Origin of the sequence: Facklamia sp. P12950 (genome assembly GCF_050409465.1) — a bacterium.
Lineage (GTDB): Bacteria > Bacillota > Bacilli > Lactobacillales > Aerococcaceae > Facklamia.
The window spans coordinates 1-19,974 of the sequence record NZ_JBNUPK010000006.1 but is presented as its reverse complement, the minus strand read 5'-3'; the positions used below and the strand labels follow the sequence as shown (position 1 = coordinate 19,974).

Genomic DNA, 19,974 nt, shown 5'->3' with positions numbered 1-19,974 from the left:
GATGTCCTAGGAGAGTTGGAAGGAGGTAAAAAACCTTGGAAAAAACATCCAATGAACAAGTCGCTAGTAGCCTGATGGCTATTTCAATCGTTACTAAGAAGCTCGCTCGTCAACTAATGTCAACCAGTAAAGGAGAAAAAGATGTCAAGGATAAAGTTAATGATGGATGTAAAGGAAGATGCAGAGAGTCTTGTGTCTAGTATAGGGATACTTTTAGATGCTTTAGAAAATGATGAAGAGATAGAAGAAACTACAGCAAAGAAAGAAGAAAAGACCTATGAATTGGAAGAAGTAAGAAAAATCCTAGCAGATAAATCAAGGCTAGGTCACACCTCAAAGATAAGAGAACTTTTAGAAAAATATGGAGGGAAGAAGTTATCAGAAATTGATCCAAGCAGGTATGAGGACTTAGTCCAAGATGTGGAGAAACTCTAATGGGGCTCATGCCATACTGTCTCCCAGTTCATCTAACCAATGGATCCACTGTCCTCCAAGTATAAGACTATCAGAAAAATATGAAGAAGAGATTAGTCCATATGCACTAGAGGGAACGGCAGCCCATAGACTGGGAGAATATAAGATTAAAAGCCTATTAGGCCAAAAGGCAAAAGACCCTACAAAGGACCTAGTCTACTATAACCAGGAAATGGAAGATCTAATGGAAGGATATGCATCCTATGTAATGGAAGTAGTAAGTAGCTATGAAAGACCAGCTGTCTTTGTTGAAGAAAGACTAGACCTATCTGAATATGTAAAAGATTCCTTTGGAACGGCAGACTGCATTGTAGTGGGAGGAAAAGACCTTCATGTAATAGACCTTAAGTATGGGCAAGGAGTCCTAGTAGAGTCCAAAGAAAATACGCAACTCATGCTATACGGCTTAGGAGCACTGACACTTTTTGACGGAATCTATGATGTTGAGAAAGTAATTGTTCATATCTATCAGCCTAGAAGGAACAATATTTCAACCTATGAGATTGGAACCAAAGACCTCTATCAATGGGGAGAATCCATAAGAGAAATAGCGAATCTCGCCTATAAGGGGGAGGGAGACTTTGCCTGTGGAGACTGGTGTAGATTTTGCAAAGCTAAAAACAAATGTAGAAAAAGAGCAGAAGAAAATTTAAATACAGCTCAAGAAGAATTCACTCTTCCCCCAGAACTTACAGATGATGAAATTGAAGAGATATTACCAAAGCTGGATAACCTGGAAGATTGGGTGAAAGATATAAAAGCCTATGCTTTGGAAAGAGCAATGAAAGGTCATAAGTGGAAAGACCTAAAACTTGTAGAAGGCAGGTCAAATCGTAAGTATCGAGACGAAGATGAAGTTATAAAGAAAGTAAAAGAACTGGGATTTAATCCTTATGAAGAAAAGTTGCTAGGTATTACGGCAATGACAAAGCTATTAGGCAAGAAAGTCTTTGATGAAAATATTGGAGACCTATTAGTAAAACCAAAAGGAAAACTTACCCTAGTTTGCCTTGATGATAAAAGAGAAGAAGTAGTAATTGAAAATGTAAAAGAAGAATTTGGAGGAATTAATTATGCAAAATAAAACAAAAGTAGTTACAGGTGAAGTTAGATTATCATATTTTAACGGTTGGGAACCTAAATCTATTAATGGGGGAAAGGAAAGATATTCAGTATCTGTCATCATTCCAAAGAGCGACCAAAAAACAATAGAAAAAATTGAAAGGGCTGTTGATTCAGCAATTGAAGAAGGGCTATCTAAGTTTAACGGAAAGAAACCAAATAAGAAGGCCATTAAGCTTCCTCTTAGAGATGGAGATACAGAAAAAGATGATGAGGCCTATCAAGATTCCTATTTCTTAAATGCCAACTCCATGATAGCCCCTCAAATTGTAGATAGGAATGTAGAACCAATCCTTGATAGAAGTGAAGTCTACTCTGGGGTTTATGCAAGGGTGTCTTTAAACTTCTATGCCTACAATGTCAACGGCAACAAGGGAGTGGCTGTAGGCCTTGGTAATATTCAAAAGCTAAGAGATGGCCAACCACTAGGCAATAGGTCTACTGCAGCAGATGACTTTGATGCTATGGATGATGAAGAGGACTTTTTAGGATAGGAGGCAAAAGATGAAAGAAATTTTTGTATTGATATTAATGAGGATATGGGCTTTTGCCTGGTATAAGTTAGGATACATTCAAGCACAAATAGATGAGATGCATAAAAGGATAAGGGATTTATATAGGGATATAGAAAGAAATATTGATGAAATTAAAGATAATATTGATAACTGCAATCAAGTATTAAATGAAGTACGTGATAGAAATGAAGAGAATAAGTATTGATATTGAAACATTCTCTTCAGTAGATTTAGGCAAGTGTGGTGTATATAAATATGCCGAGAGTGAGGATTTTGAAATCCTCCTCTTTGCCTATTCCATTGATGATGGAGAAGTTGAAGTTATTGAGTTAGTAGATGGGGAGACAATCCCTCGAGAGATTTTAAAAGCACTTAGTGATAAATCTATTGAAAAGTGGGCCTTTAATGCCAACTTTGAAAGGGTTTGTCTGTCAAAATTTCTAGGAGAGAGACTAAAACCTCAAGCTTGGTACTGCACCATGATTTGGTCTGCCTATCTAGGGCTTCCACTATCCCTTGAGAAAGTAGGAGATGTCTTAAAATTAGATAAACAGAAGATGTCAGAAGGAAAATCCCTTATTAGATATTTCTCCATACCCTGTAAGCCAAGCAAGGCCACTGGAATGAGAAATAGAAATTCACCTCATGACGATAAGGAAAAGTGGTTGACTTTTAAAGAATATAACAAACGAGATGTAGAAACGGAAATGGCAATAAAGAAAAAACTATCTCATTTCCTTCTACCTAAGAGAGAATGGGAAAACTACTGGATAGACCAAGCTATCAATGACGGGAGTTCCTGATAGAATCATACTCTTACCTGGAGGCAAGATAGGATTTGTAGAAACAAAAAGACTAGGAGAAAAGCCAAGACCAATTCAGAGGAAAAGAATAAGAGACTTTAAAGATTTAGGATTTAAGGTCTATGTCCTAGATAATATAAATGACATTGATGAAATCATAAAAGAGATTGGAGGGGATCAGTTGGAATATAGACCACATAAGTATCAAGATAATGCTACGGAATTTATAAAGGGAAAAGAGGTATCAGCCCTTCTACTTGATATGGGACTTGGCAAGACAGTTATAAGTCTGACAGCCATAAAATATTTACTCTTTGACTCCTTTGAGATCTCTAAGGTCTTAATCATAGCACCACTAAGGGTAGCAAGGGTTACTTGGAAGGAAGAAATAGAAAAATGGTCTCATCTTGATATCTTAAAATACTCAGTGGCTATTGGAAGTGAAAAGGAAAGACTCAAGGCGTTAGAAAAAGAAGCAGACATCTATTTAATCAATAGAGAGAATGTAGACTGGTTAATCAATAAGAGTGGACTTCCCTTTAATTACGACATGATTGTCCTTGATGAACTTTCATCATTTAAGTCTCATAGGTCTAAAAGGTTTAGAGCACTGATGAAGGAAAGACCTAAGGCAAAAAGATAGTGGGACTTACAGGGACACCATCTTCTAATGGTCTTATGGATTTGTGGGCTGAGTTTAGACTACTAGATATGGGAGAGAGGTTGGGAAAATTTATAGGGCAGTACAGAGAAATTTACTTTAAGCCAGACAAGAGAAATGGCCACATCATCTATTCCTATAAGCCACTGCCCTTTGCTGAGGAGGCCATTTATAAAAAAATTCAGATATCACCGTCTCAATGAAAGCTGAAGATTATCTAAGTATGCCAGAAAAAATAAGCAATGAAGTCTTTGTTAGTCTATCGAATAAGGAAAAGGAAACATATGAAACCTTAAAAAAAGACTTAGTTGTATCTATTAAAGATAAAGAAATAGATGCAGTAAATGCAGCAGCGCTTTCAAATAAATTACTTCAGATGGCATCGGGTTCAGTTTATGATGAAGACAAAAATATGGTTTACATTCATGATAAAAAGTTAGACGCCCTTGAGGATTTTACAGAAGGTGCAAATGGAAAACCTGTTTTAATTGCTTATTGGTACAAGTCAGACTTAAAAAGAATTAAAGATAGGTTTGATGTAAGAGAACTAAAGACAAGTTCTGACTTTAAAGAGTGGAATCAAGGAAAAATATCAGTGGCAATTATTCATCCTGCATCAGCCGGTCATGGACTAAACCTTCAAGCAGGAGGTTCAACACTTATATGGTTTTCTCTCGCTTGGTCCTTGGAACTTTATGAACAGACCAATGCAAGACTTTATAGACAGGGTCAAAAAGAAACAGTTGTGATTCACCATATATTAGCCAAAGACACAATTGATGAAGATGTGATGAAAGCACTAGAAAATAAAAACAAAACCCAAGCTGAACTTATAGATGCAGTAAAAGCAAATTTAGAGAGTTAAGTTGATAGAATGTCACTATCGATATTTGATAAACTTAATATACGAGTAGGAGTTATATGGATAACTTACCTCAAAAACTTTATGGAGGTAAGCATGAACACAAAAGAATATTTAAAACAAGCCTTTTATTTAGACAAGAGGATTAACAGTAAGTTAGAACAGGTTGAGAGTCTTAATGCACTAGCTACAAAAGCTACTGCAACCTTATCAGATATGCCTAAGAGTCCCAACAGAGGAGCATCAAAGCTTGAAGATACAATTGTAAAAATTATTGATCTTCAAGAAGAAATCAATAGGGATATAGATAGGTTGGTAGATTTGAAGAAAGAAATAGCTGATTCAATCTTTTCATTAAAAGATAAAGAGGAACAGACAGTTCTTGAAAAGAGATATCTCTGTTTTAACACTTGGGAGCAGATTGCAGTAGATATGAATTACTCAATTCAGTACTGTTTTAATGTCCATAGGAATGCACTAAAAACAATTGACATGAAGCTCTAATACCGATAAAATTTATATAGGAGAGATATAAATAGTATGAAACGTGATGAAATATTAAGAAAAATTTATCTTTTTTTAGTTTTTTATGTTTTGTCTAATTTGATATCGGTAGAAGGTAGGTTGTTATATAAGATTTTGTATTCAGTCTTGCTAGTATCTACAGCATTTTATTTCTTTAAGAAAAACAAATAGTAAAGTTGATAGAATAAGAGTAGAGAAATGTAGTATAGTTAAAATAGCAAAAGAATAATTAATTTAGCCTCGAGAGAAATCTCGGGGCTTTTATCATAAAGAGGTGGTTAATTGCCAAAAAAACCTAAGAGACCATGTTCTTATCCTGAATGTCCAGAGCTTGTTGAAAGAAGATTCTGTAAGAAACATGAGAAGGAATACAATAAAAATTATGAAAAATATAAAAGAAATCCAGAGACGCATAAGCGTTATGGAAAAGCATGGAGGATTATTCGTAAAAGATATATTAGTGAACATCCTTTGTGTGAGATGTGTTTAAAAGAAAATAGAATGACAAAGGTAGAGGAAGTACATCACATACTTCCTCTTTCTCGTGGTGGAACAAATGATGAGAGTAACCTTATGAGTCTTTGTAAATCTTGCCACTCAAAAATTCATGTAAAAGCTGGGGATAGGTTTGGTGGATAATTTATTGAGGGGAGGGGGAGTAATCATCTTAAAAGCTGATTTACCTACCAACGGTGCCGCCCTCTCACGCACAAAAAGACGGGTTCAAAGGGGGTATTAAAGAATATGATTTTTCACCCAGGTCAATAAATCTTTCTCAGATTTATTTGAGGAGGCAATATCAAGAATTATTTCAATAAGTTCAGCTTGAGAATATTCCAAAGAATAGCCGTTAAGTTCCAATAAGATTAACATTACATGGATCCCAATTCTCTTATTTCCATCGACAAAAGGATGGTTTTTTATGATGGAAAATCCTAGATGAACAATTTTTCTAAGGATTCCTGAATATAAATATTCACCATCAAAAGTTTGAAAGGGAGAATTAAGGGATAGGTCTAAGATATTTTCATCTCTTAGGCCAAACTCTCCACCAAACTCCCTAATTAAAGCTTGATGTAGCTTTAAAATTTGACCTTTACTAAGTCTAATCATTTGGCAAGGTTCTTATAGGCTTTTTTGTTTTGCTTTATAAGACGTTTAGAAATCTGATCTATTTCTTCATCTGAAGATAGGCTTAGGCTATCAAACTCCTTATACTCAATAAGAATGTATTTTGGATTATTGTTTTTCAAAATTACAGCTGAGCCATTTTCATCAACAAGACGGGCAAGCTTAGAAAAGTTTTGGTTTGCCTCGGTAATAGAAACAAGGGTATTTGTATTGATTTTCATATTATCAACCTCCTAGTTAAATTATACCATAAAATAGGATGAATTAAACCTATTTTATATTATGTAGAAAAATTTATAAGAGCAAGGGATTTATTCTTTTATAAAAAAGCCCTCTCCCTGGTTCGCATGTAAAAACTACATTAAGCGTGGAGAGGTTCTGTTAAATTAATTATAGCATAAATTTTTAAAATTAAAAGTTCTAGACTAAAGCGAAAAAAATATATGGAGGTGATATTATGGCAAAAGACGGAACATATAGAGGAGGAAGAAGGGTAAGGGCAGGTGGCAAGCCACAGCCTGCAGCAGAAAAAATTCAAAAGGGAAAAGAAGTAGAAATCCTAATGAATGACATTCCTACCTTTAGCCCAGAAGAAATAGATGCAGTAGACCTACCTGATGGAGCAGTTCTTGATGGGGCGGATATGCCAGAGCCGAGTGACTACTTATCAGCCAATCAAAAGAATGGGATTCGGCTCGGTGCTGATGAAATATATAAGGAAACCTGGGGTTGGTTAAAACAAAGAAATTGTGAAAACCTAGTAAATCCAAGACTACTTGAGTCCTACTCCCAGGCCTTTGCAAGATACATCCAATGTGAAGAGGCCATTAGTCAATTTGGACTTTTGGGAAAGCATCCAACAACAGGAGGAGTTATTGCATCACCATTTGTACAGATGTCTAGTCAGTTTCAAAAAACAGCCAATCTTTTATGGTATGAGATTTACAACATTGTAAAAGAAAACTGTACGGAAGTTTATGAAGACTATGGGGAAGATATGATGGAAAAATTATTAAGACAAGGGAGCTAAAAAATGTACCCTTCCGATGAAACAGGACGAAATCAAAGATTTCTATGTTTCTATCCTTGGGCACAAGGATATTTTCCTTATTAAAAAGAAAGAGAGGTAGAAAATGTTTGAAAAAGTAAATCCAAAACATCCAGATAAAATAGCGGACTGTATTGCCGGTGCAATTGTAGATTTAGCGTATAAGGTACAAGCAAACCCTAAAATTGCTGTTGAGGTATTAATCGGACACGGAGATTGTCACACAATAATTGAAACAGACTGTAAGCTAAATAAAATAGAAATTGAATCTGCAATTAAGAGAATAGCTGGAGATGTTAAGACAGATATTAAAATTGTAGAACAAGATGAGCACTTGTCTAAGAATCAAAAAGATAAAATTAGATGCGGAGATAACGGAATATTTAAAGGAGTACCTGTAAGCGAAGAGGAAAAGAAACTATCACTTATCGCTAGAGAAATTTATACTAACTATCCATTTGATGGAAAATACATTCTTGATGGAGATAAACTTATCATTTGTCAGTCCAATGTTTCAACTAAAATTTTAGAATCCATTTATCTCAATGCGGTTATTAATCCTCTAGGAGATTGGACAGGGGGCTTTAATGTTGATACAGGGGCAACCAATAGAAAACTTGGCTCAGATATGGGAAGAGCAGTAACCGGAGGAGGACTCCATGGCAAAGATCTATCCAAGGCAGATGTATCTCTTAATATTTATGCCCACCTAAAGGCACAGGAGGGAGATTGTATTTTCATGTGCCATTGGTGATGAAGAAATTGATGGAAGACCATATTCAGAAATAGTAGAAATAGCAAGAGACTATATTAATTCTCTTGGTGGTTTTGAGGAATTTGCTAGGTAGGGGCTTATATGATTACAACAAAAGAAATGAAATTAGTTGATATTGAAAAATTAGTTCCTTATGTGAATAATGCAAGAACTCATTCAAACGACCAAATCAATAAACTACGATCTTCCATTCGTGAGTTTGGTTTCATCAATCCAGTTATTATAGATAAGGACTATGGAGTAATTGCAGGTCACGGAAGAATTATGGCAGCAAAGGAAGAAGGTATAAAAGAAGTACCTTGTGTATTTGTAGACCACCTAAACGAGGCACAAAAGAAAACATACATCCTAGCAGACAACAGAATGGCACTTGATGCTGGTTGGGATGAAGAACTACTAAGAGTAGAAATAGAATCCTTAGAAGAATATGGCTTCAATGTAGAACTTACAGGTTTTTCAGAGGAAGAATTATCCTCTCTTTTTGATTTAGGGCTAGAGGTAGAAGAAGACGACTTTGATGTTGAAAAGGAACTAAATAAGCCAACTTTTTCAAAGACAGGCGATATTTGGACATTAGGCAGGCATAAAGTTATCTGTGGGGATTCTACTCAGTGGGATACCTTTGAAAAGCTACTTGGAGATACTAAGGTAAATCTAGTATGCACTGATGCACCATATTTCGTAGACTTAAAAAATAAATCTGGCAGTATCAAAAATGACAACTTAAATGATAGAGAAGCCTATGAATTTTTAATGAAAGTATTCATAAACTTTAAAGATGCAATGGTAAAGGATGCATCTATTTATGAATTCTACGCAACAATGAAAGCAAGAATTTTTTATGATGCATTTGAAGATGCTGGATTTAAAGTTGGTGTGGGACTTATTTGGAAAAAACCTAGAGCTCCTTTTATGAGGACAGATTGGAAATTTAATATGGAGCCTATTATATTTGGTTGGAGAAAAGATGGAAAACATAACTGGTATGGAGATCAAAAATAAACAGCAGTCTTTGAATTCGATGGAATTAAAGATTCTGAAAAAGAAGGATGTGGTCATCCATCATCTAAACCAATACCTCTTATTGCTTATCTAATCAAACAATCCACTCAAACAAATGGTTTAGTTCTTGATGAGTTTTTAGGTTCTGCATCAACTTTAATTGCTTGTGAACAACTTGAAAGAATATGTTATGGTATCGAATTGGAACCCAAATATGTGGATGTTGCTGTTAAGAGATATTTAGAATTTAAAAATGGCTTAAGCGATCAAATTTATTTGATAAGAGATGGGGAAAAGATATCATATAAAAACTTGGAGATTAGAGATGAAGAGTAATGTAAATTATAGGTTCGATAAAGATGTTTGTATGGGGGTACTTCCTAATGGTCTAGTTTTTTTAATAGATGCCGAGATCTATCCTAAGGTACAAAATATTAAATGGTATGTTAGTACACAAGGTGGAAGACCTTATGTTGTAGATGAAGACAGAAATAAAATAGATTCATATGTTATTTGTAGAGCATTAAATTATGAAGTAGATCACATTAACTTAAATACCTTAGATAACAGAAAAAAGAATTTAAGATTATGTACGCATCAACAAAATCAGATTAATCAACCTCTTCAAAGAAATAATACTTCCGGAGTTACGGGCGTAAGCCATTATGCTCCAAGAGGAAAATTCAGGGCAAGAATTAAAGTTTCACAAAAAGATATTCATTTAGGCTATCTTGATACCTTTGAAGATGCGGTGAAAGCTAGAAATATCGCAATGAAATGTATGTTCGGTCAGTATGGAAGATATAACGAAGTTAATGATATACCTGTGGATTTAGAAACAGATGTTATAAATCGCTGTTCAAAATATAAGGAACTTTCGTACAACAGTGCATTTTTTGATTTTTGGGATGAAGACTATGAATAATCTCACACTAGGCTCTCTATTTGATGGCTCAGGAGGCTTTCCACTTGCAGCTAAAGTAGTAGGAATAAAACCTATCTGGGCATCAAAAATTGAACCCTTTCCCATAAGAGTTACAAGTAAAAGAATGCCAGAAGTCAGGTACTTAGGGGATCTATGTAAAATTAAGGGAGATGAAATAGAGCCAGTTGACATCATAAGCTTTGGCAGTCCATGTCAGGATTTATCTATAGCGGGAAAGAGAGGAGGTTTGAAGGGGAGTCAGTCAAACCTCTTTTTTGAAGCCATAAGAATTATAAAAGAAATGAGGTGGAAGACAGGTGGAGAAAAACCAAGATATATTATTTGGGAAAATGTCCCAGGAGCCTTCTCCTCCAACCAGGGAGAAGACTTTAGAAGAGTCCTTGATGAAATTATATCCATCAAAGGAGCGTTTCCCTCAGTGCCTATGCCTTACAAAAACAAATGGCCCTATGCCGATTTACTCATGGGAGAAGGATTCAGCCTTGCTTACCGAGTTCTTGATGCGAAATACTTCGGAGTGCCCCAGCGAAGGAGGAGAATCTTTCTTGTCGCAGATTTTAATGGAAGATGTGCCGGATAAATACTATTTGACCAAGACCGCCTGCCTTGGAATCTTAAGAAAAGCCAAGCTAAATGGAAAAGAAATACCAAGCCCACTGAGAATTGCTTTGGAGAAACAATCTGTATAAATGACCAAGGTGGACAGAGAATGGATATAAGGAGTGAAGAATCTGGAACCCTTAGAGCAAAAGGAGGACAGCCTCCTCTTGTCTACGACTACGTATCTGACCTACCAGACGTTCACAAGGCTCACGTGGGTAGGTCATTATTTGAAAATCACGGCCAAGACTGCCGTTACAAGGGGCCTTTAGAAGAGTCTCCGACCCTTTCATCGACTCTTGGAACAGGAGGCAACAACCAGCCTTTAGTGGCCTACGACATCAGACAAACCTCAGAGAATACGAAAAATGAAAGACATAATATTTATGCTTGTGATGTATCAAGAACCATAGATACCAGTGGTAATCCTCCAACGAGAAATCAAGGAGGGGTTGCCATTATTTATTCCATGAGTAAAAACTCTCACTTTACAAGCGCGGCTCTTAATGAGACTTCATCTCTTGTAGCGACAGACTATAAAGACCCGCCTGTAGTTTTCAATAAATATGTAAGAAGACTAACACCAACAGAGTGTGGAAGACTACAAGGCTTTCCAGATGCTTGGTGTAAAAATTTAGGAACAGACAATCCGACCAAAGAAGAGATGGACTTTTGGAGACAAGTCTTTCAAACAGATGCCGATATTCGGGGACTTAAAAAGAGAAAAACTGATAGACAGATTTTAAAATGGTTTAAAAATCCTCATACAGACTTAGCAGAATATAAGATGTGGGGCAATGGAGTTGCTCTTCCCTGTCTTATATATATTTTCAAAAGATTGGTAAATTCAGTAAATATAGCTTGATATCAATCCTTATTTGAGCAATATATGTATGTGAGGCGATGAGATGATTTCAAAGGAAATAATAAGCCATTTAAACGAAACCTATCCAGTAGGAACAAGGGTAAAACTTCTTCAAATGTAAGATGAGCAGACTCCTCCACTAGGAACTTTAGGAACAGTATATGGTGTAGATGACATAGGGTCAATCCTAGTTAAATGGGATAACGGATCAAGCTTAAATGTGATTTTCAAAGTAGATAAAATAAAAAAACTATGATATAAACATTGAGAAATAGCCATATATAGCTTGACTAATCCTCCCTTCTACGGGAATATGTCTATAAGAAAAGAAGGGGAGGAGAAACCATGAAAAAAGAAATTTTACAAAGATTAGAAAGAGAAATTAGGGCCTGTAAAAAATACGCTGAGACAGCCATCATGAGGGCAAGAGAAGGAAAAACCGATCTAGCAATCAGTCTACTAGATATTGCAAATATAGCTAAGACTTGCGCAGGACAAGCCCATGAAGAACTTTGGGATATTTCCCAGGGGGATTTAACAGGAGAAGAATTTGACATCTTTGCAGAGGCAGAAATCTTGGGACATTTAACAAGAAAAGCCTACAAGGAAATCCAAAAAGGGAGGAAGTAAGATGACAAGCTTTGAAAGAGACTATAAAGATGTACTAGAAGGAAATGAGGTTGAAGTTTTTAAGCGAAGGAAAAAAGAAATAAAAGAATTAGAGAAAAAGCTTAGGGAGACAAGAAATGGTTTTAGAGACCAGTGTATCTTCCAAGAACTTGAAAAAAAGTAGAGTATAGAAAAACAGATGAATTAGTTTAAGAAGACAAGGGGGCTAGGTCCTATTTGTCGTGGTAGACCAGAGGGGTCTTTTTTTATTGGGGTGATTTAATGGAATGAGAAAACTAAAAGAAGATAAGCCAAGTAAGTTTATGCTATCAACCTCCCATTGTGATAAGAATAAAGCTGATTATGCGGTAACCTTTATTGAATGCCTCAAACATACCAAAGGCAGATGGGCCGGTACGCCCTTTAAATTAATAGACTGGCAGGAGGAAATAATTAGAGACTTATTTGGCATTGTAAAAGAGTCTGGATACAGACAATTCAATACTGCATATATTGAAATACCTAAAAAACAAGGAAAGTCTGAACTTGCTGCAGCCGTTGCGCTACTACTAACTTGTGGTGACGGGGAGGAAAGAGCAGAAGTTTATGGATGTGCTGCAGATAGGCAGCAGGCAACCATAGTTTTTGATGTGGCTGCTGATATGGTTAGGATGTCTCCAGCCCTATCTAAAAGGGTAAAGATACTAGCTTCCCAAAAGAGGATGATCTATAAGCCGACTAACTCCTTCTACCAAGTTCTATCTGCTGAGGCCTACTCTAAACATGGATTTAATATTCATGGTGTAGTCTTTGATGAACTTCATACCCAGCCCAATAGAAAGCTTTTTGATGTAATGACAAATGGATCAGGGGACGCCAGAACCCAACCCCTATATTTCCTTATTACTACAGCTGGAACAGACACAAAGTCTATCAGCTATGAAACCCACCAAAAGGCAGTGGATATTCTTGAAGGAAGAAAAACTGATTCAAGCTTTTACCCAGTCATTTATGGAGCAGATAGGGAAGATGACTGGACAGATGAAAAAGTATGGAAGAAAGATAATCCATCTCTAGGAATAACAGTTCCACTAGAAAAGGTTAGAGCAGCCTTTAACTCTGCTAAACAAAATCCTGCAGAAGAAAATTCTTTCAGACAATTAAGGCTTAATCAATGGGTAAAACAAGCTATTAGGTGGATGCCTATGGAAAAATGGGATTTGTGTAACTTTACTGTTAATGAAGAAGAACTTAAAGGCAGAGTCTGTTATGGTGGTCTTGACCTATCAAGTACGACAGATATTACAGCATTTGTATTAGTTTTTCCTCCACAAGAGGAGGATGACAAATTTCAAATCCTACCTTACTTTTGGTTACCTGAAGATAATCTTGACCTAAGAGTAAAAAGAGATCATGTAAACTATGATTTATGGAAGAAACAAGGCTACATTCATATCACAGAGGGAACTGTAGTTCACTATGGATTTATTGAAAAATTTATCGAGGATTTGGGAGAAAAATATAATATCCGAGAAATTGCCTTTGATAGGTGGGGAGCCGTTCAAATGGTTCAAAACTTAGAGGGTATGGGTTTTACAGTAGTTCCCTTTGGACAAGGCTTTAAAGACATGTCTCCACCAACCAAAGAACTAATGAAGCTAACCCTTGAAAGAAAAATTGCCCACGGAGGCCATCCAGTTCTAAGATGGAATATGGACAATATTTTTATACGAACAGACCCAGCAGGAAATATTGAGGCAGATAAGGAAAAATCCACAGAAAAGATTGATGGAGTTATTGCTACTATTATGGCTCTGGATAGGGCAATAAGGTGTGGTAATGATATAAGTGAGTCTATATATGATGATAGGGGATTAATTATTTTTTGAATTGGGTATAAATTTAAAATATATAAAGTTTTTAGATATTTAAGGAGATAAGTTTATGAAATGGTATAATAATCCAACTTTAATGAGTTTTATTGGTGTATTGATTGGTGCTTTAATTGGATTCACTGGCACAATTTATTCTTCTCATGTAAATTTACTAACAATAGAAAAACAACATATTTATGAATTAGAAAATAGAAATATGAAGAAAAAAGAAGAAATAGGCGTACATATGATTCAGTCCCTATATAGTTTACAAAAAATGAATGATGGTTTAATTAATACTAATTTAGTTTCATTTAAAGAAGAATCATATACAATATCAGCTAATGCAAGAATATATTTTAGTCAGGATGTAGTTGATTTATATGATCAAGTTTTAAAAGAATTCTTTGAGGAGAAATTATATAATGGAGAAAAAATAGAATCAAAATTAATTCCCGCAATTAGGAAAGATTTAGGAATTAATGCATAAAACACATTTATTTTTATACCTAAAACTAGGAGGGGGGTAGTATAAACATTCTAAATTTAATATTTAAGTCGAGAGACAAACCAAAAGACGGGGAGAGAATATCTTCTTCGTCTTTTTTATTTGGAAGAACAAGTGTAGGTAAGGATGTAAATGAATTTACAGCCATGCAGATGACTGCTGTTTATTCTTGTGTGAGAGTACTTTCTGAAACATTAGCAGGACTTCCCTTACATCTATATATAAAACGAGATTCTAATTCCAAGGAGAAAGCTAAGACCCATTCGTTATACTTTCTTCTTCACGATGAACCTAATAGTGAAATGACTTCTTTTGTTTTCAGAGAAACTTTGATGACTCACTTACTTCTTTGGGGGAATGTCTATGCTCAGATTATTAGAAATGGAAGGGGAGAAGTGATTAGTCTTTATCCACTCATGCCAGATAAGATGACGGTCATGCGTGGAGAAGATAGAGAGATTTTCTATAAATACAGACACAAATCGGAATATGTTTATCTTTTAAAAGAAGAAGTACTTCATATACCGGGTCTTGGATTTGATGGACTCATAGGCTACTCACCTATATCCATGGCAAAAAAATGCCATCGGTATGGCTATGGCTTGTGAAGAATATGGAGCATCTTTCTTTGAAAATGGAGCACAGCCAGGTGGAGTTTTAGAACATCCTGGAATCATTAAAGACCCAGAAAGAGTAAGGGAGTCCTGGAATAAGGCCTTCCAAGGGCCAGAAAACGCCAACAAGGTGGCTGTCCTTGAAGAAGGGATGAAGTACCAAGCAATCGCCATAGCCCCAAGTGAGGCCCAAATCTTGGAAACCAGGAAGTTTCAATTAAATGAGATAGCTAGGATATTTCGAATACCACCTCATATGGTTGGAGATTTAGAAAAGTCATCCTTTTCAAATATAGAGCAGCAATCACTGGAGTTTGCGAAGTATACTCTGGATCCTTGGATTGTTCGTTGGGAGCAATCCTTAGAAAGGTCACTTTTAAGGAAAAAAGAAAAAGAATCTTACTTTATTAAATTTAACTTGGATGGACTTCTTCGTGGAGACTATGAATCCAGGATGAAAGGATATGCTGTAGGAAGACAGAATGGTTGGATGAGTGCAAATGACATAAGAGAATTAGAAAACCTTGATAGGATATCAGCTGAAGAAGGTGGAGATTTATATCTAGTCAATGGAAATATGCTACCACTGGATAAGACTGGAAGTTTTTATCAATCAAAGGGAAATACGAAAGGAGAAAAATAAAATCCTAATGAACAAAAATAAAATATTTTGGAACTGGTCCAAAGAAGACAATGTCTTATATATAGACGGAGTAATTGCTGAAGAGTCTTGGTTTGATGATGAAGTCACGCCAAGGCTCTTTTTTGAAGAATTAAAGAGTAAAAGGGGGGGATATCACTGTATGGCTTAACTCCCCTGGTGGAGATTGTATTGCAGCATCAAGAATTTACACCATGCTTTTGGAACACAAGGGAAATGTCACTATAAAGATTGATGGCCTAGCTGCATCAGCCGCCTCTGTTATTGCCATGGCAGGAAGTGAAGTGCTCATGAGTCCAACTTCTTTAATGATGATTCATAATCCCTTAACTGTAGCCATTGGAGATTCTTTGGAAATACAGAAGGCAATTGATATGTTAAAGGAAGTTAAGGAATCCATCGTCAATGCCTATGAGATTAAGACAGGTTTATCCAGAGATGAAATTTCAAATCTAATGGATGTAGAAACTTGGTTTGATAAAAACAAGGCTATGGAGATAGGATTTTGTGATGGAACGCTTACAGATAAAAGAAATTTAGACCTTGTAACTAATATGGTTTTTTTCAAGGAGGGCAGTGACAAATTCACTTTTAACAAAGATCTAAAAAGAGGTAAAAACACACTCAATGGGTGAAGTGGAAGAAAGATTAGAAAATATTAAAAAACATGGGAGGAATAATTATTATGTACCCTTCCGATGAAAGATAACGAAATCAAAGATTTCTCTCTTTCTATCGTTGGGCACGAGAACATTTTTCTAGTATTTATATAAGGAGGAAGAAGAAAAATGACTATTAAAGAACTAATGAAAAAGAGAAATGAGGCCTGGAATAAGGCAAAGGCATTTGCTGAATCCAAGAAGGATGAAATGGACAAGGAGTTAGAAAAACCTATTACTCAGGCACTAACTAGCCAGCCTAGCACTTTTAATGAAGAAGAAAAACCAATGAGAGCGAGAAATGTCTATAAAAAATCCATGATGAAGGCCCTAAGATCTAACTTTAGAGATATTACCAATGAGCTAAAGGTGGGTACCGATGAAAGTGGAGGCTACCTGGTTCCGGAAGAGTTAGAATCGGAAATCGTAGATGGACTGGAAGAAGAAAATATTGTAAGAAAACTGGCTACAAAGGTTCAAACATCAGGACTTCACAAGATTAATATTGCAGCTACAAAGCCAGCAGCCCTATGGGTGGAAGAAGGGGGTCAGCTTACCTTTGGAGAAGGTACATTTGACCAAGTTTCCTTAGATGCACATAGACTTCACGTTGGTATTAAAGTAACAGAAGAATTGTTATACGATACAGCCTTTAATTTGGAAAAATATATCGCAGAAGAGTTTACAAGGGCCCTTGCCAATGCCGAAGAAGATGCCTTCTTAAATGGAAATGGTGTAAATAAGCCAACAGGAATCTTTGATTCAAAAAAGTTGGAGAAGTTGGAGTGACAGCAAAGGCTACTACAATAACATCAGATGAGTTCATGGACCTTGTCTATTCCCTAGATAGGCCCTATAGAAAGAAAGCGGCCTTTATTTTAAATGATAGAACAGTGGCCCAAATTAGGAAGTTAAAGGATGTAAATGGGGCCTATATTTGGCAGCCTTCCCTTAAAGATGGAGAACCAGATAGGCTACTAGGCTACCCTGCCTATACATCAGCCTTTGCTCCAAAGGCTGAAAAGGGAAAACCAGCCATAGCCTTTGGAGCCTTCTCTTATTACAAGATTGGAGACAGGGGACATAGGTCCTTCCAAGATTTAAGAGAACTCTTTGCCGGCAATGGTATGGTAGGTTTCTTAGGAAAGGAAAGGGTAGATGGAGTTTTGGTTTTAAGAGAGGCAGTTAAACTTCTTAAGATAGGCACTACAGCCTAGTGAGTAAATCATGATTAGTCTTGATGAAGTAAAAACCTATCTAAGGGTGGACTTTGATGATGAGGATAAGATGATAAATTCACTTATTCTCTCATCTATCAATCATTGCAAGGATATAGCTAGGGTTGAAAGTGAGGAAGAGTTAGAGGAATATCCTAATTCAAAAATTGCAGTTTTATATATGACAACCTATCTCTATGAGCATAGGGAAGAGACTGATTATGAAGACTTAAATCTAACTTTAAGAGCTCTTTTAATTGGTCTTCGAAAGTCAGAATTTTAAAGAGGGTTATAAGTATGAAAATAGCTGATTTAAATAGAAAAATAGTCTTTCAATCTAAGACTGTAGAAGTAGATAGAATCGGAAACTATAAGGCAACTTGGACAGATTTTCTTGAAACCTCAGCCTATATCTCCTTCCAAGGAAAAGGCGAAGAGGTATTTTTAGGTATGGAGATAGATAGGTCAGATATTTCCTTCACTCTAAGATTTCAAAAAAGGCTAAAGAACATTAACACATCTGAGTATAGGATAGTTTTTGATGATGAAAAATACAATATTATTTCCATTGACTTTATGAACTACAAGAATAGGTTTATTAAGCTTAGGTGTAAGAAGGTGTCTAGATGAGGGTAAGTATTGATAATATGGCTGATGAAATTATGAAGGGCCTTGAGGAGTATTCTGATATGGCAGCTGATGAAGTAAAAAAGAAGTTAGAAAAACTGCCAACAATATTAAGAAAGACATTCAAGCAAATGCACCTGTTGGTGAGACAGGTAAATATTCTAAGTCCTGGTCCGTGAAAAAAGAGAAAGAAACTTCTAACTCAATAGAATTAGTTGTTCACTCTAAAAACAGATATCAACTGGCTCACTTACTTGAAAAAGGTCATGTATTAAGACAGGGAGGCAGGGTATCAGGGAGACCCCACATAGCACCTGCTGAAGAAAAAGGGGTCAGAGAATTAGAAGAAAATATAATGAGGAAGTTAAAAGAATGAAAAACTTAATAAAAATACTAGAAGAAATAGGACTTCCCTTTGCCTATTCTCATTTTGCTGAGGGAGAAAGTCCAAATCCACCATTTATGGTATATCTATTTCCAAAGAATAAACATTTTGGAGCAGATGGTTATGTATATCATAAGAACATACAAGTAGATATGGAAATCTACACGGATAAGAAAGACTTAGAACTTGTAAGAAAAATAGAAGAAATACTGGATAGAAAAGAAATCTATTATGAGAAGTCTGAAACGTGGATTGAATCAGAAAGACTCTATGAAGTTCTCTACGAGTTTACAATAAATTTGAATACTAAGGAGGAGTATAAATTATGGCTAATAAAGTGAAATTTAATATTTGCAACGTTAATGACCTAACCCCTCGAGCCTTGCGAGTGGCAGGTAGGTCAGATGTCACGAAATCCAATTCTCTGCGACTTATAAGGAGCGAAGAGAATTGTGATGGAGCTGACTCACTACAATTTATAGGAGGTAACAATTATGGCAAATAAGGTAAAGTTTAATATCTGTAATGTCCACTACGCTCTCTTTGATAAAACCGAGGAGGGCGTAATTAAATATAAAGCTCCTGTTCCAATGCTTGGAGCAGTTTCCATTTCATTAGAACCAAATGGGGAGCCGGAGAGTTTCTATGCAGATGGAATTGAGTATTACACTATTTCAAACAATATGGGCTATGACGGTGATTTGAAGATTGCTCTAATTCCAGAAAGCTTTAGGACAGATGTTTTAATGGAAAAAGCAGATAAAAACAAGATCCTGGTAGAGTCTTCAAAATCAGAAACAGCAAATTTTGCCCTTCTTTTTGAATTTGATGGAGATCAAAAGAAGATCCGTCACATCATGTATAACTGCTCAGCATCAAGACCAAGTCTTGAAGGGGAAACCAATGAAGAATCAAGAGAGGTTCAACCAGAAACTATTAGCATCCAATCAAGACCCCTTCCAAATGGAAATGTAAAGGCAAGAACTGGAGATGAAATTACTAAGGAAACCTATGACAACTGGTACAAGACCGTCTATTTGTCCACAGAAGAAAACACATCCCCAGCAAATGTTAGAAAGGCGGAGAAATAACATGGCCTTAACTAAGACAATTAATATTGACGGACAAGATGTAATATTTCGAGCCTCTGCTGCTATTCCAAGAATTTACAGGCTAAAATTTGGCAGGGATATTTTTAAAGACTTAATGGAACTTGAAAATTCAATTAATAGGAGTAATGAAAACAACTCAAATATTGACATTGGTTCATTAGAACTCTTTGAGAATATAGCCTATGTTATGGCAAGACATGGGGACAAGACAGTAGAAGACAGGCCAGAGGAATGGTTGGATAATTTTTCTACTTTTTCTATTTATCAAAACCTACCCCAGCTAATAAAATTGTGGGGATTATATATTAAGATGGAAAAATATCTAAAAAGTAAGACCAATGACCACCCCCTTATTTTTATTAAGAGCAGTGGAACGTGG

Annotated in this window: 25 protein-coding genes and 8 pseudogenes; 31 read left to right on the top strand and 2 right to left on the bottom strand. The window is 35.9% G+C overall.

What is annotated here, in order from left to right; all coding sequences use genetic code 11:
- Positions 1-35: 35 nt before the first annotated feature.
- From ACQV2Q_RS06230 to ACQV2Q_RS06190, 9 genes and pseudogenes are all read left to right on the top strand, one after another.
- On the top strand, positions 36-200 hold the full coding sequence (locus tag ACQV2Q_RS06230) for a hypothetical protein (RefSeq protein ID WP_428882242.1): 165 nt from the start codon (positions 36-38) through the stop codon (positions 198-200).
- The gene (locus ACQV2Q_RS06225; protein ID WP_428882240.1) at positions 142-435 is read left to right on the top strand and encodes a DNA ligase; all 294 of its coding nucleotides are present in this window, start codon (positions 142-144) and stop codon (positions 433-435) included. The genes ACQV2Q_RS06230 and ACQV2Q_RS06225 overlap by 59 nt, the downstream gene beginning before the upstream one ends.
- On the top strand, positions 419-1,558 hold the full coding sequence (locus ACQV2Q_RS06220; protein WP_428882239.1) for a DUF2800 domain-containing protein: 1,140 nt from the start codon (positions 419-421) through the stop codon (positions 1,556-1,558). The genes ACQV2Q_RS06225 and ACQV2Q_RS06220 overlap by 17 nt, the downstream gene beginning before the upstream one ends.
- Complete coding sequence (locus ACQV2Q_RS06215; RefSeq protein WP_428882237.1) at positions 1,548-2,090, top strand: DUF2815 family protein; 543 nt, start codon at positions 1,548-1,550, stop codon at positions 2,088-2,090. The genes ACQV2Q_RS06220 and ACQV2Q_RS06215 overlap by 11 nt, the downstream gene beginning before the upstream one ends.
- 10 nt (positions 2,091-2,100) lie before the next feature.
- The gene (locus ACQV2Q_RS06210) at positions 2,101-2,316 is read left to right on the top strand and encodes a hypothetical protein (protein WP_428882236.1); all 216 of its coding nucleotides are present in this window, start codon (positions 2,101-2,103) and stop codon (positions 2,314-2,316) included.
- A pseudogene (locus ACQV2Q_RS06205) lies at positions 2,297-2,902 on the top strand (hypothetical protein); the annotation flags it as partial. The gene ACQV2Q_RS06210 and the pseudogene ACQV2Q_RS06205, both read left to right, overlap by 20 nt.
- A 193-nt stretch (positions 2,903-3,095) precedes the next feature.
- A pseudogene (locus ACQV2Q_RS06200) lies at positions 3,096-4,440 on the top strand (SNF2-related protein).
- Between the two features lie 93 nt (positions 4,441-4,533).
- Positions 4,534-4,941, top strand: a complete 408-nt coding sequence (locus ACQV2Q_RS06195) for a DUF1492 domain-containing protein (RefSeq protein WP_428882235.1) — start codon at positions 4,534-4,536, stop codon at positions 4,939-4,941.
- Positions 4,942-5,244: 303 nt separating this feature from the next.
- Complete coding sequence (locus ACQV2Q_RS06190) at positions 5,245-5,601, top strand: HNH endonuclease (RefSeq protein WP_428882234.1); 357 nt, start codon at positions 5,245-5,247, stop codon at positions 5,599-5,601.
- Positions 5,602-5,697: 96 nt separating this feature from the next.
- Here the strand turns inward: ACQV2Q_RS06190 and ACQV2Q_RS06185 are convergent, their stop codons facing one another.
- Both ACQV2Q_RS06185 and ACQV2Q_RS06180 read right to left on the bottom strand, forming a co-directional pair.
- Positions 5,698-6,075, bottom strand: a complete 378-nt coding sequence (locus ACQV2Q_RS06185) for a type II toxin-antitoxin system death-on-curing family toxin (protein WP_428882233.1) — start codon at positions 6,073-6,075, stop codon at positions 5,698-5,700.
- Positions 6,072-6,314 (bottom strand): type II toxin-antitoxin system Phd/YefM family antitoxin, encoded by a 243-nt coding sequence (locus ACQV2Q_RS06180; RefSeq protein ID WP_428882232.1) that lies wholly within the window; start codon positions 6,312-6,314, stop codon positions 6,072-6,074. The genes ACQV2Q_RS06185 and ACQV2Q_RS06180 overlap by 4 nt, the downstream gene beginning before the upstream one ends.
- Before the next feature lie 236 nt (positions 6,315-6,550).
- On the opposite strand from ACQV2Q_RS06180, the gene ACQV2Q_RS06175 reads away from it, so the two are divergent.
- The 22 genes and pseudogenes from ACQV2Q_RS06175 to ACQV2Q_RS06070 all read left to right on the top strand — a co-directional run.
- On the top strand, positions 6,551-7,123 hold the full coding sequence (locus tag ACQV2Q_RS06175; protein ID WP_428882231.1) for a P27 family phage terminase small subunit: 573 nt from the start codon (positions 6,551-6,553) through the stop codon (positions 7,121-7,123).
- A gap of 103 nt (positions 7,124-7,226) precedes the next feature.
- A pseudogene (locus ACQV2Q_RS06170) lies at positions 7,227-7,989 on the top strand (S-adenosylmethionine synthetase N-terminal domain-containing protein).
- A gap of 8 nt (positions 7,990-7,997) precedes the next feature.
- A complete protein-coding gene (locus tag ACQV2Q_RS06165; RefSeq protein ID WP_428882230.1) occupies positions 7,998-8,918 on the top strand; it encodes a ParB N-terminal domain-containing protein in 921 nt (306 codons plus the stop codon).
- A gap of 15 nt (positions 8,919-8,933) precedes the next feature.
- A pseudogene (locus tag ACQV2Q_RS06160) lies at positions 8,934-9,254 on the top strand (DNA methyltransferase); the annotation flags it as partial.
- On the top strand, positions 9,244-9,843 hold the full coding sequence (locus ACQV2Q_RS06155) for an HNH endonuclease (RefSeq protein ID WP_428882228.1): 600 nt from the start codon (positions 9,244-9,246) through the stop codon (positions 9,841-9,843). The pseudogene ACQV2Q_RS06160 and the gene ACQV2Q_RS06155, both read left to right, overlap by 11 nt.
- Positions 9,836-10,444, top strand: a complete 609-nt coding sequence (locus tag ACQV2Q_RS06150) for a DNA cytosine methyltransferase (RefSeq protein ID WP_428882226.1) — start codon at positions 9,836-9,838, stop codon at positions 10,442-10,444. The genes ACQV2Q_RS06155 and ACQV2Q_RS06150 overlap by 8 nt, the downstream gene beginning before the upstream one ends.
- A 129-nt stretch (positions 10,445-10,573) precedes the next feature.
- The gene (locus ACQV2Q_RS06145) at positions 10,574-11,329 is read left to right on the top strand and encodes a DNA cytosine methyltransferase (protein ID WP_428882225.1); all 756 of its coding nucleotides are present in this window, start codon (positions 10,574-10,576) and stop codon (positions 11,327-11,329) included.
- A gap of 133 nt (positions 11,330-11,462) precedes the next feature.
- A pseudogene (locus ACQV2Q_RS06140) lies at positions 11,463-11,585 on the top strand (DUF4314 domain-containing protein); the annotation flags it as partial.
- An 89-nt stretch (positions 11,586-11,674) separates the two neighbouring features.
- A complete protein-coding gene (locus ACQV2Q_RS06135; RefSeq protein WP_428882224.1) occupies positions 11,675-11,959 on the top strand; it encodes a hypothetical protein in 285 nt (94 codons plus the stop codon).
- A gap of 1 nt (position 11,960) precedes the next feature.
- Positions 11,961-12,122: a hypothetical protein gene (locus tag ACQV2Q_RS06130; protein WP_428882223.1), complete on the top strand. Its 162-nt coding sequence runs from the start codon at positions 11,961-11,963 to the stop codon at positions 12,120-12,122.
- 103 nt (positions 12,123-12,225) lie between these two features.
- Positions 12,226-13,827, top strand: a complete 1,602-nt coding sequence (locus ACQV2Q_RS06125; protein ID WP_428882222.1) for a terminase large subunit — start codon at positions 12,226-12,228, stop codon at positions 13,825-13,827.
- 55 nt (positions 13,828-13,882) lie between these two features.
- Complete coding sequence (locus ACQV2Q_RS06120) at positions 13,883-14,302, top strand: hypothetical protein (protein ID WP_428882221.1); 420 nt, start codon at positions 13,883-13,885, stop codon at positions 14,300-14,302.
- A gap of 41 nt (positions 14,303-14,343) precedes the next feature.
- Positions 14,344-15,577, top strand: a pseudogene (locus ACQV2Q_RS06115) (phage portal protein).
- A 7-nt stretch (positions 15,578-15,584) separates the two neighbouring features.
- A pseudogene (locus tag ACQV2Q_RS06110) lies at positions 15,585-16,198 on the top strand (head maturation protease, ClpP-related); the annotation flags it as partial.
- Positions 16,199-16,383: 185 nt separating this feature from the next.
- Positions 16,384-17,471, top strand: a pseudogene (locus ACQV2Q_RS06105) (phage major capsid protein).
- Between the two features lie 10 nt (positions 17,472-17,481).
- Positions 17,482-17,754 (top strand): head-tail connector protein, encoded by a 273-nt coding sequence (locus ACQV2Q_RS06100; RefSeq protein WP_428882220.1) that lies wholly within the window; start codon positions 17,482-17,484, stop codon positions 17,752-17,754.
- Between the two features lie 14 nt (positions 17,755-17,768).
- The gene (locus tag ACQV2Q_RS06095; protein ID WP_428882219.1) at positions 17,769-18,101 is read left to right on the top strand and encodes a phage head closure protein; all 333 of its coding nucleotides are present in this window, start codon (positions 17,769-17,771) and stop codon (positions 18,099-18,101) included.
- A complete protein-coding gene (locus ACQV2Q_RS06090; protein WP_428882218.1) occupies positions 18,098-18,277 on the top strand; it encodes a hypothetical protein in 180 nt (59 codons plus the stop codon). Before ACQV2Q_RS06095 ends, ACQV2Q_RS06090 begins: the two co-directional genes overlap by 4 nt.
- Positions 18,208-18,474, top strand: a complete 267-nt coding sequence (locus tag ACQV2Q_RS06085) for an HK97 gp10 family phage protein (RefSeq protein WP_428882336.1) — start codon at positions 18,208-18,210, stop codon at positions 18,472-18,474. The genes ACQV2Q_RS06090 and ACQV2Q_RS06085 overlap by 70 nt, the downstream gene beginning before the upstream one ends.
- Positions 18,471-18,824, top strand: a complete 354-nt coding sequence (locus ACQV2Q_RS06080; RefSeq protein ID WP_428882216.1) for a hypothetical protein — start codon at positions 18,471-18,473, stop codon at positions 18,822-18,824. Before ACQV2Q_RS06085 ends, ACQV2Q_RS06080 begins: the two co-directional genes overlap by 4 nt.
- Positions 18,825-18,977: 153 nt before the next feature.
- Positions 18,978-19,574 carry a major tail protein gene (locus ACQV2Q_RS06075; RefSeq protein ID WP_428882215.1) on the top strand — a complete coding sequence of 199 codons (597 nt, stop codon included), beginning with the start codon at positions 18,978-18,980 and terminating at the stop codon, positions 19,572-19,574.
- Positions 19,552-19,974: hypothetical protein (locus ACQV2Q_RS06070; RefSeq protein ID WP_428882340.1), on the top strand; the 423-nt coding region annotated here is incomplete at its 3' end. The genes ACQV2Q_RS06075 and ACQV2Q_RS06070, both read left to right, overlap by 23 nt.

Bases quoted from the DNA above. Each gene is read 5' to 3' on its own strand.
- ACQV2Q_RS06210 (WP_428882236.1), top strand. From the start codon at position 2,101: ATGAAAGAAATTTTTGTATTGATATTAATGAGGATATGGGCTTTTGCC.
- ACQV2Q_RS06165 (WP_428882230.1), top strand. From the start codon at position 7,998: ATGATTACAACAAAAGAAATGAAATTAGTTGATATTGAAAAATTAGTT.
- ACQV2Q_RS06120 (WP_428882221.1), top strand. From the start codon at position 13,883: ATGAAATGGTATAATAATCCAACTTTAATGAGTTTTATTGGTGTATTG.
- ACQV2Q_RS06180 (WP_428882232.1), bottom strand. From the start codon at position 6,314: ATGAAAATCAATACAAATACCCTTGTTTCTATTACCGAGGCAAACCAA.
- ACQV2Q_RS06220 (WP_428882239.1), top strand. From the start codon at position 419: ATGTGGAGAAACTCTAATGGGGCTCATGCCATACTGTCTCCCAGTTCA.
- ACQV2Q_RS06080 (WP_428882216.1), top strand. From the start codon at position 18,471: ATGAAAAACTTAATAAAAATACTAGAAGAAATAGGACTTCCCTTTGCC.
- ACQV2Q_RS06095 (WP_428882219.1), top strand. From the start codon at position 17,769: ATGAAAATAGCTGATTTAAATAGAAAAATAGTCTTTCAATCTAAGACT.
- ACQV2Q_RS06125 (WP_428882222.1), top strand. From the start codon at position 12,226: ATGAGAAAACTAAAAGAAGATAAGCCAAGTAAGTTTATGCTATCAACC.
- ACQV2Q_RS06150 (WP_428882226.1), top strand. From the start codon at position 9,836: ATGAATAATCTCACACTAGGCTCTCTATTTGATGGCTCAGGAGGCTTT.
- ACQV2Q_RS06215 (WP_428882237.1), top strand. From the start codon at position 1,548: ATGCAAAATAAAACAAAAGTAGTTACAGGTGAAGTTAGATTATCATAT.
- ACQV2Q_RS06185 (WP_428882233.1), bottom strand. From the start codon at position 6,075: ATGATTAGACTTAGTAAAGGTCAAATTTTAAAGCTACATCAAGCTTTA.
- ACQV2Q_RS06130 (WP_428882223.1), top strand. From the start codon at position 11,961: ATGACAAGCTTTGAAAGAGACTATAAAGATGTACTAGAAGGAAATGAG.
- ACQV2Q_RS06195 (WP_428882235.1), top strand. From the start codon at position 4,534: ATGAACACAAAAGAATATTTAAAACAAGCCTTTTATTTAGACAAGAGG.
- ACQV2Q_RS06090 (WP_428882218.1), top strand. From the start codon at position 18,098: ATGAGGGTAAGTATTGATAATATGGCTGATGAAATTATGAAGGGCCTT.
- ACQV2Q_RS06100 (WP_428882220.1), top strand. From the start codon at position 17,482: ATGATTAGTCTTGATGAAGTAAAAACCTATCTAAGGGTGGACTTTGAT.
- ACQV2Q_RS06145 (WP_428882225.1), top strand. From the start codon at position 10,574: ATGGATATAAGGAGTGAAGAATCTGGAACCCTTAGAGCAAAAGGAGGA.
- ACQV2Q_RS06155 (WP_428882228.1), top strand. From the start codon at position 9,244: ATGAAGAGTAATGTAAATTATAGGTTCGATAAAGATGTTTGTATGGGG.
- ACQV2Q_RS06225 (WP_428882240.1), top strand. From the start codon at position 142: ATGTCAAGGATAAAGTTAATGATGGATGTAAAGGAAGATGCAGAGAGT.
- ACQV2Q_RS06075 (WP_428882215.1), top strand. From the start codon at position 18,978: ATGGCAAATAAGGTAAAGTTTAATATCTGTAATGTCCACTACGCTCTC.
- ACQV2Q_RS06175 (WP_428882231.1), top strand. From the start codon at position 6,551: ATGGCAAAAGACGGAACATATAGAGGAGGAAGAAGGGTAAGGGCAGGT.
- ACQV2Q_RS06135 (WP_428882224.1), top strand. From the start codon at position 11,675: ATGAAAAAAGAAATTTTACAAAGATTAGAAAGAGAAATTAGGGCCTGT.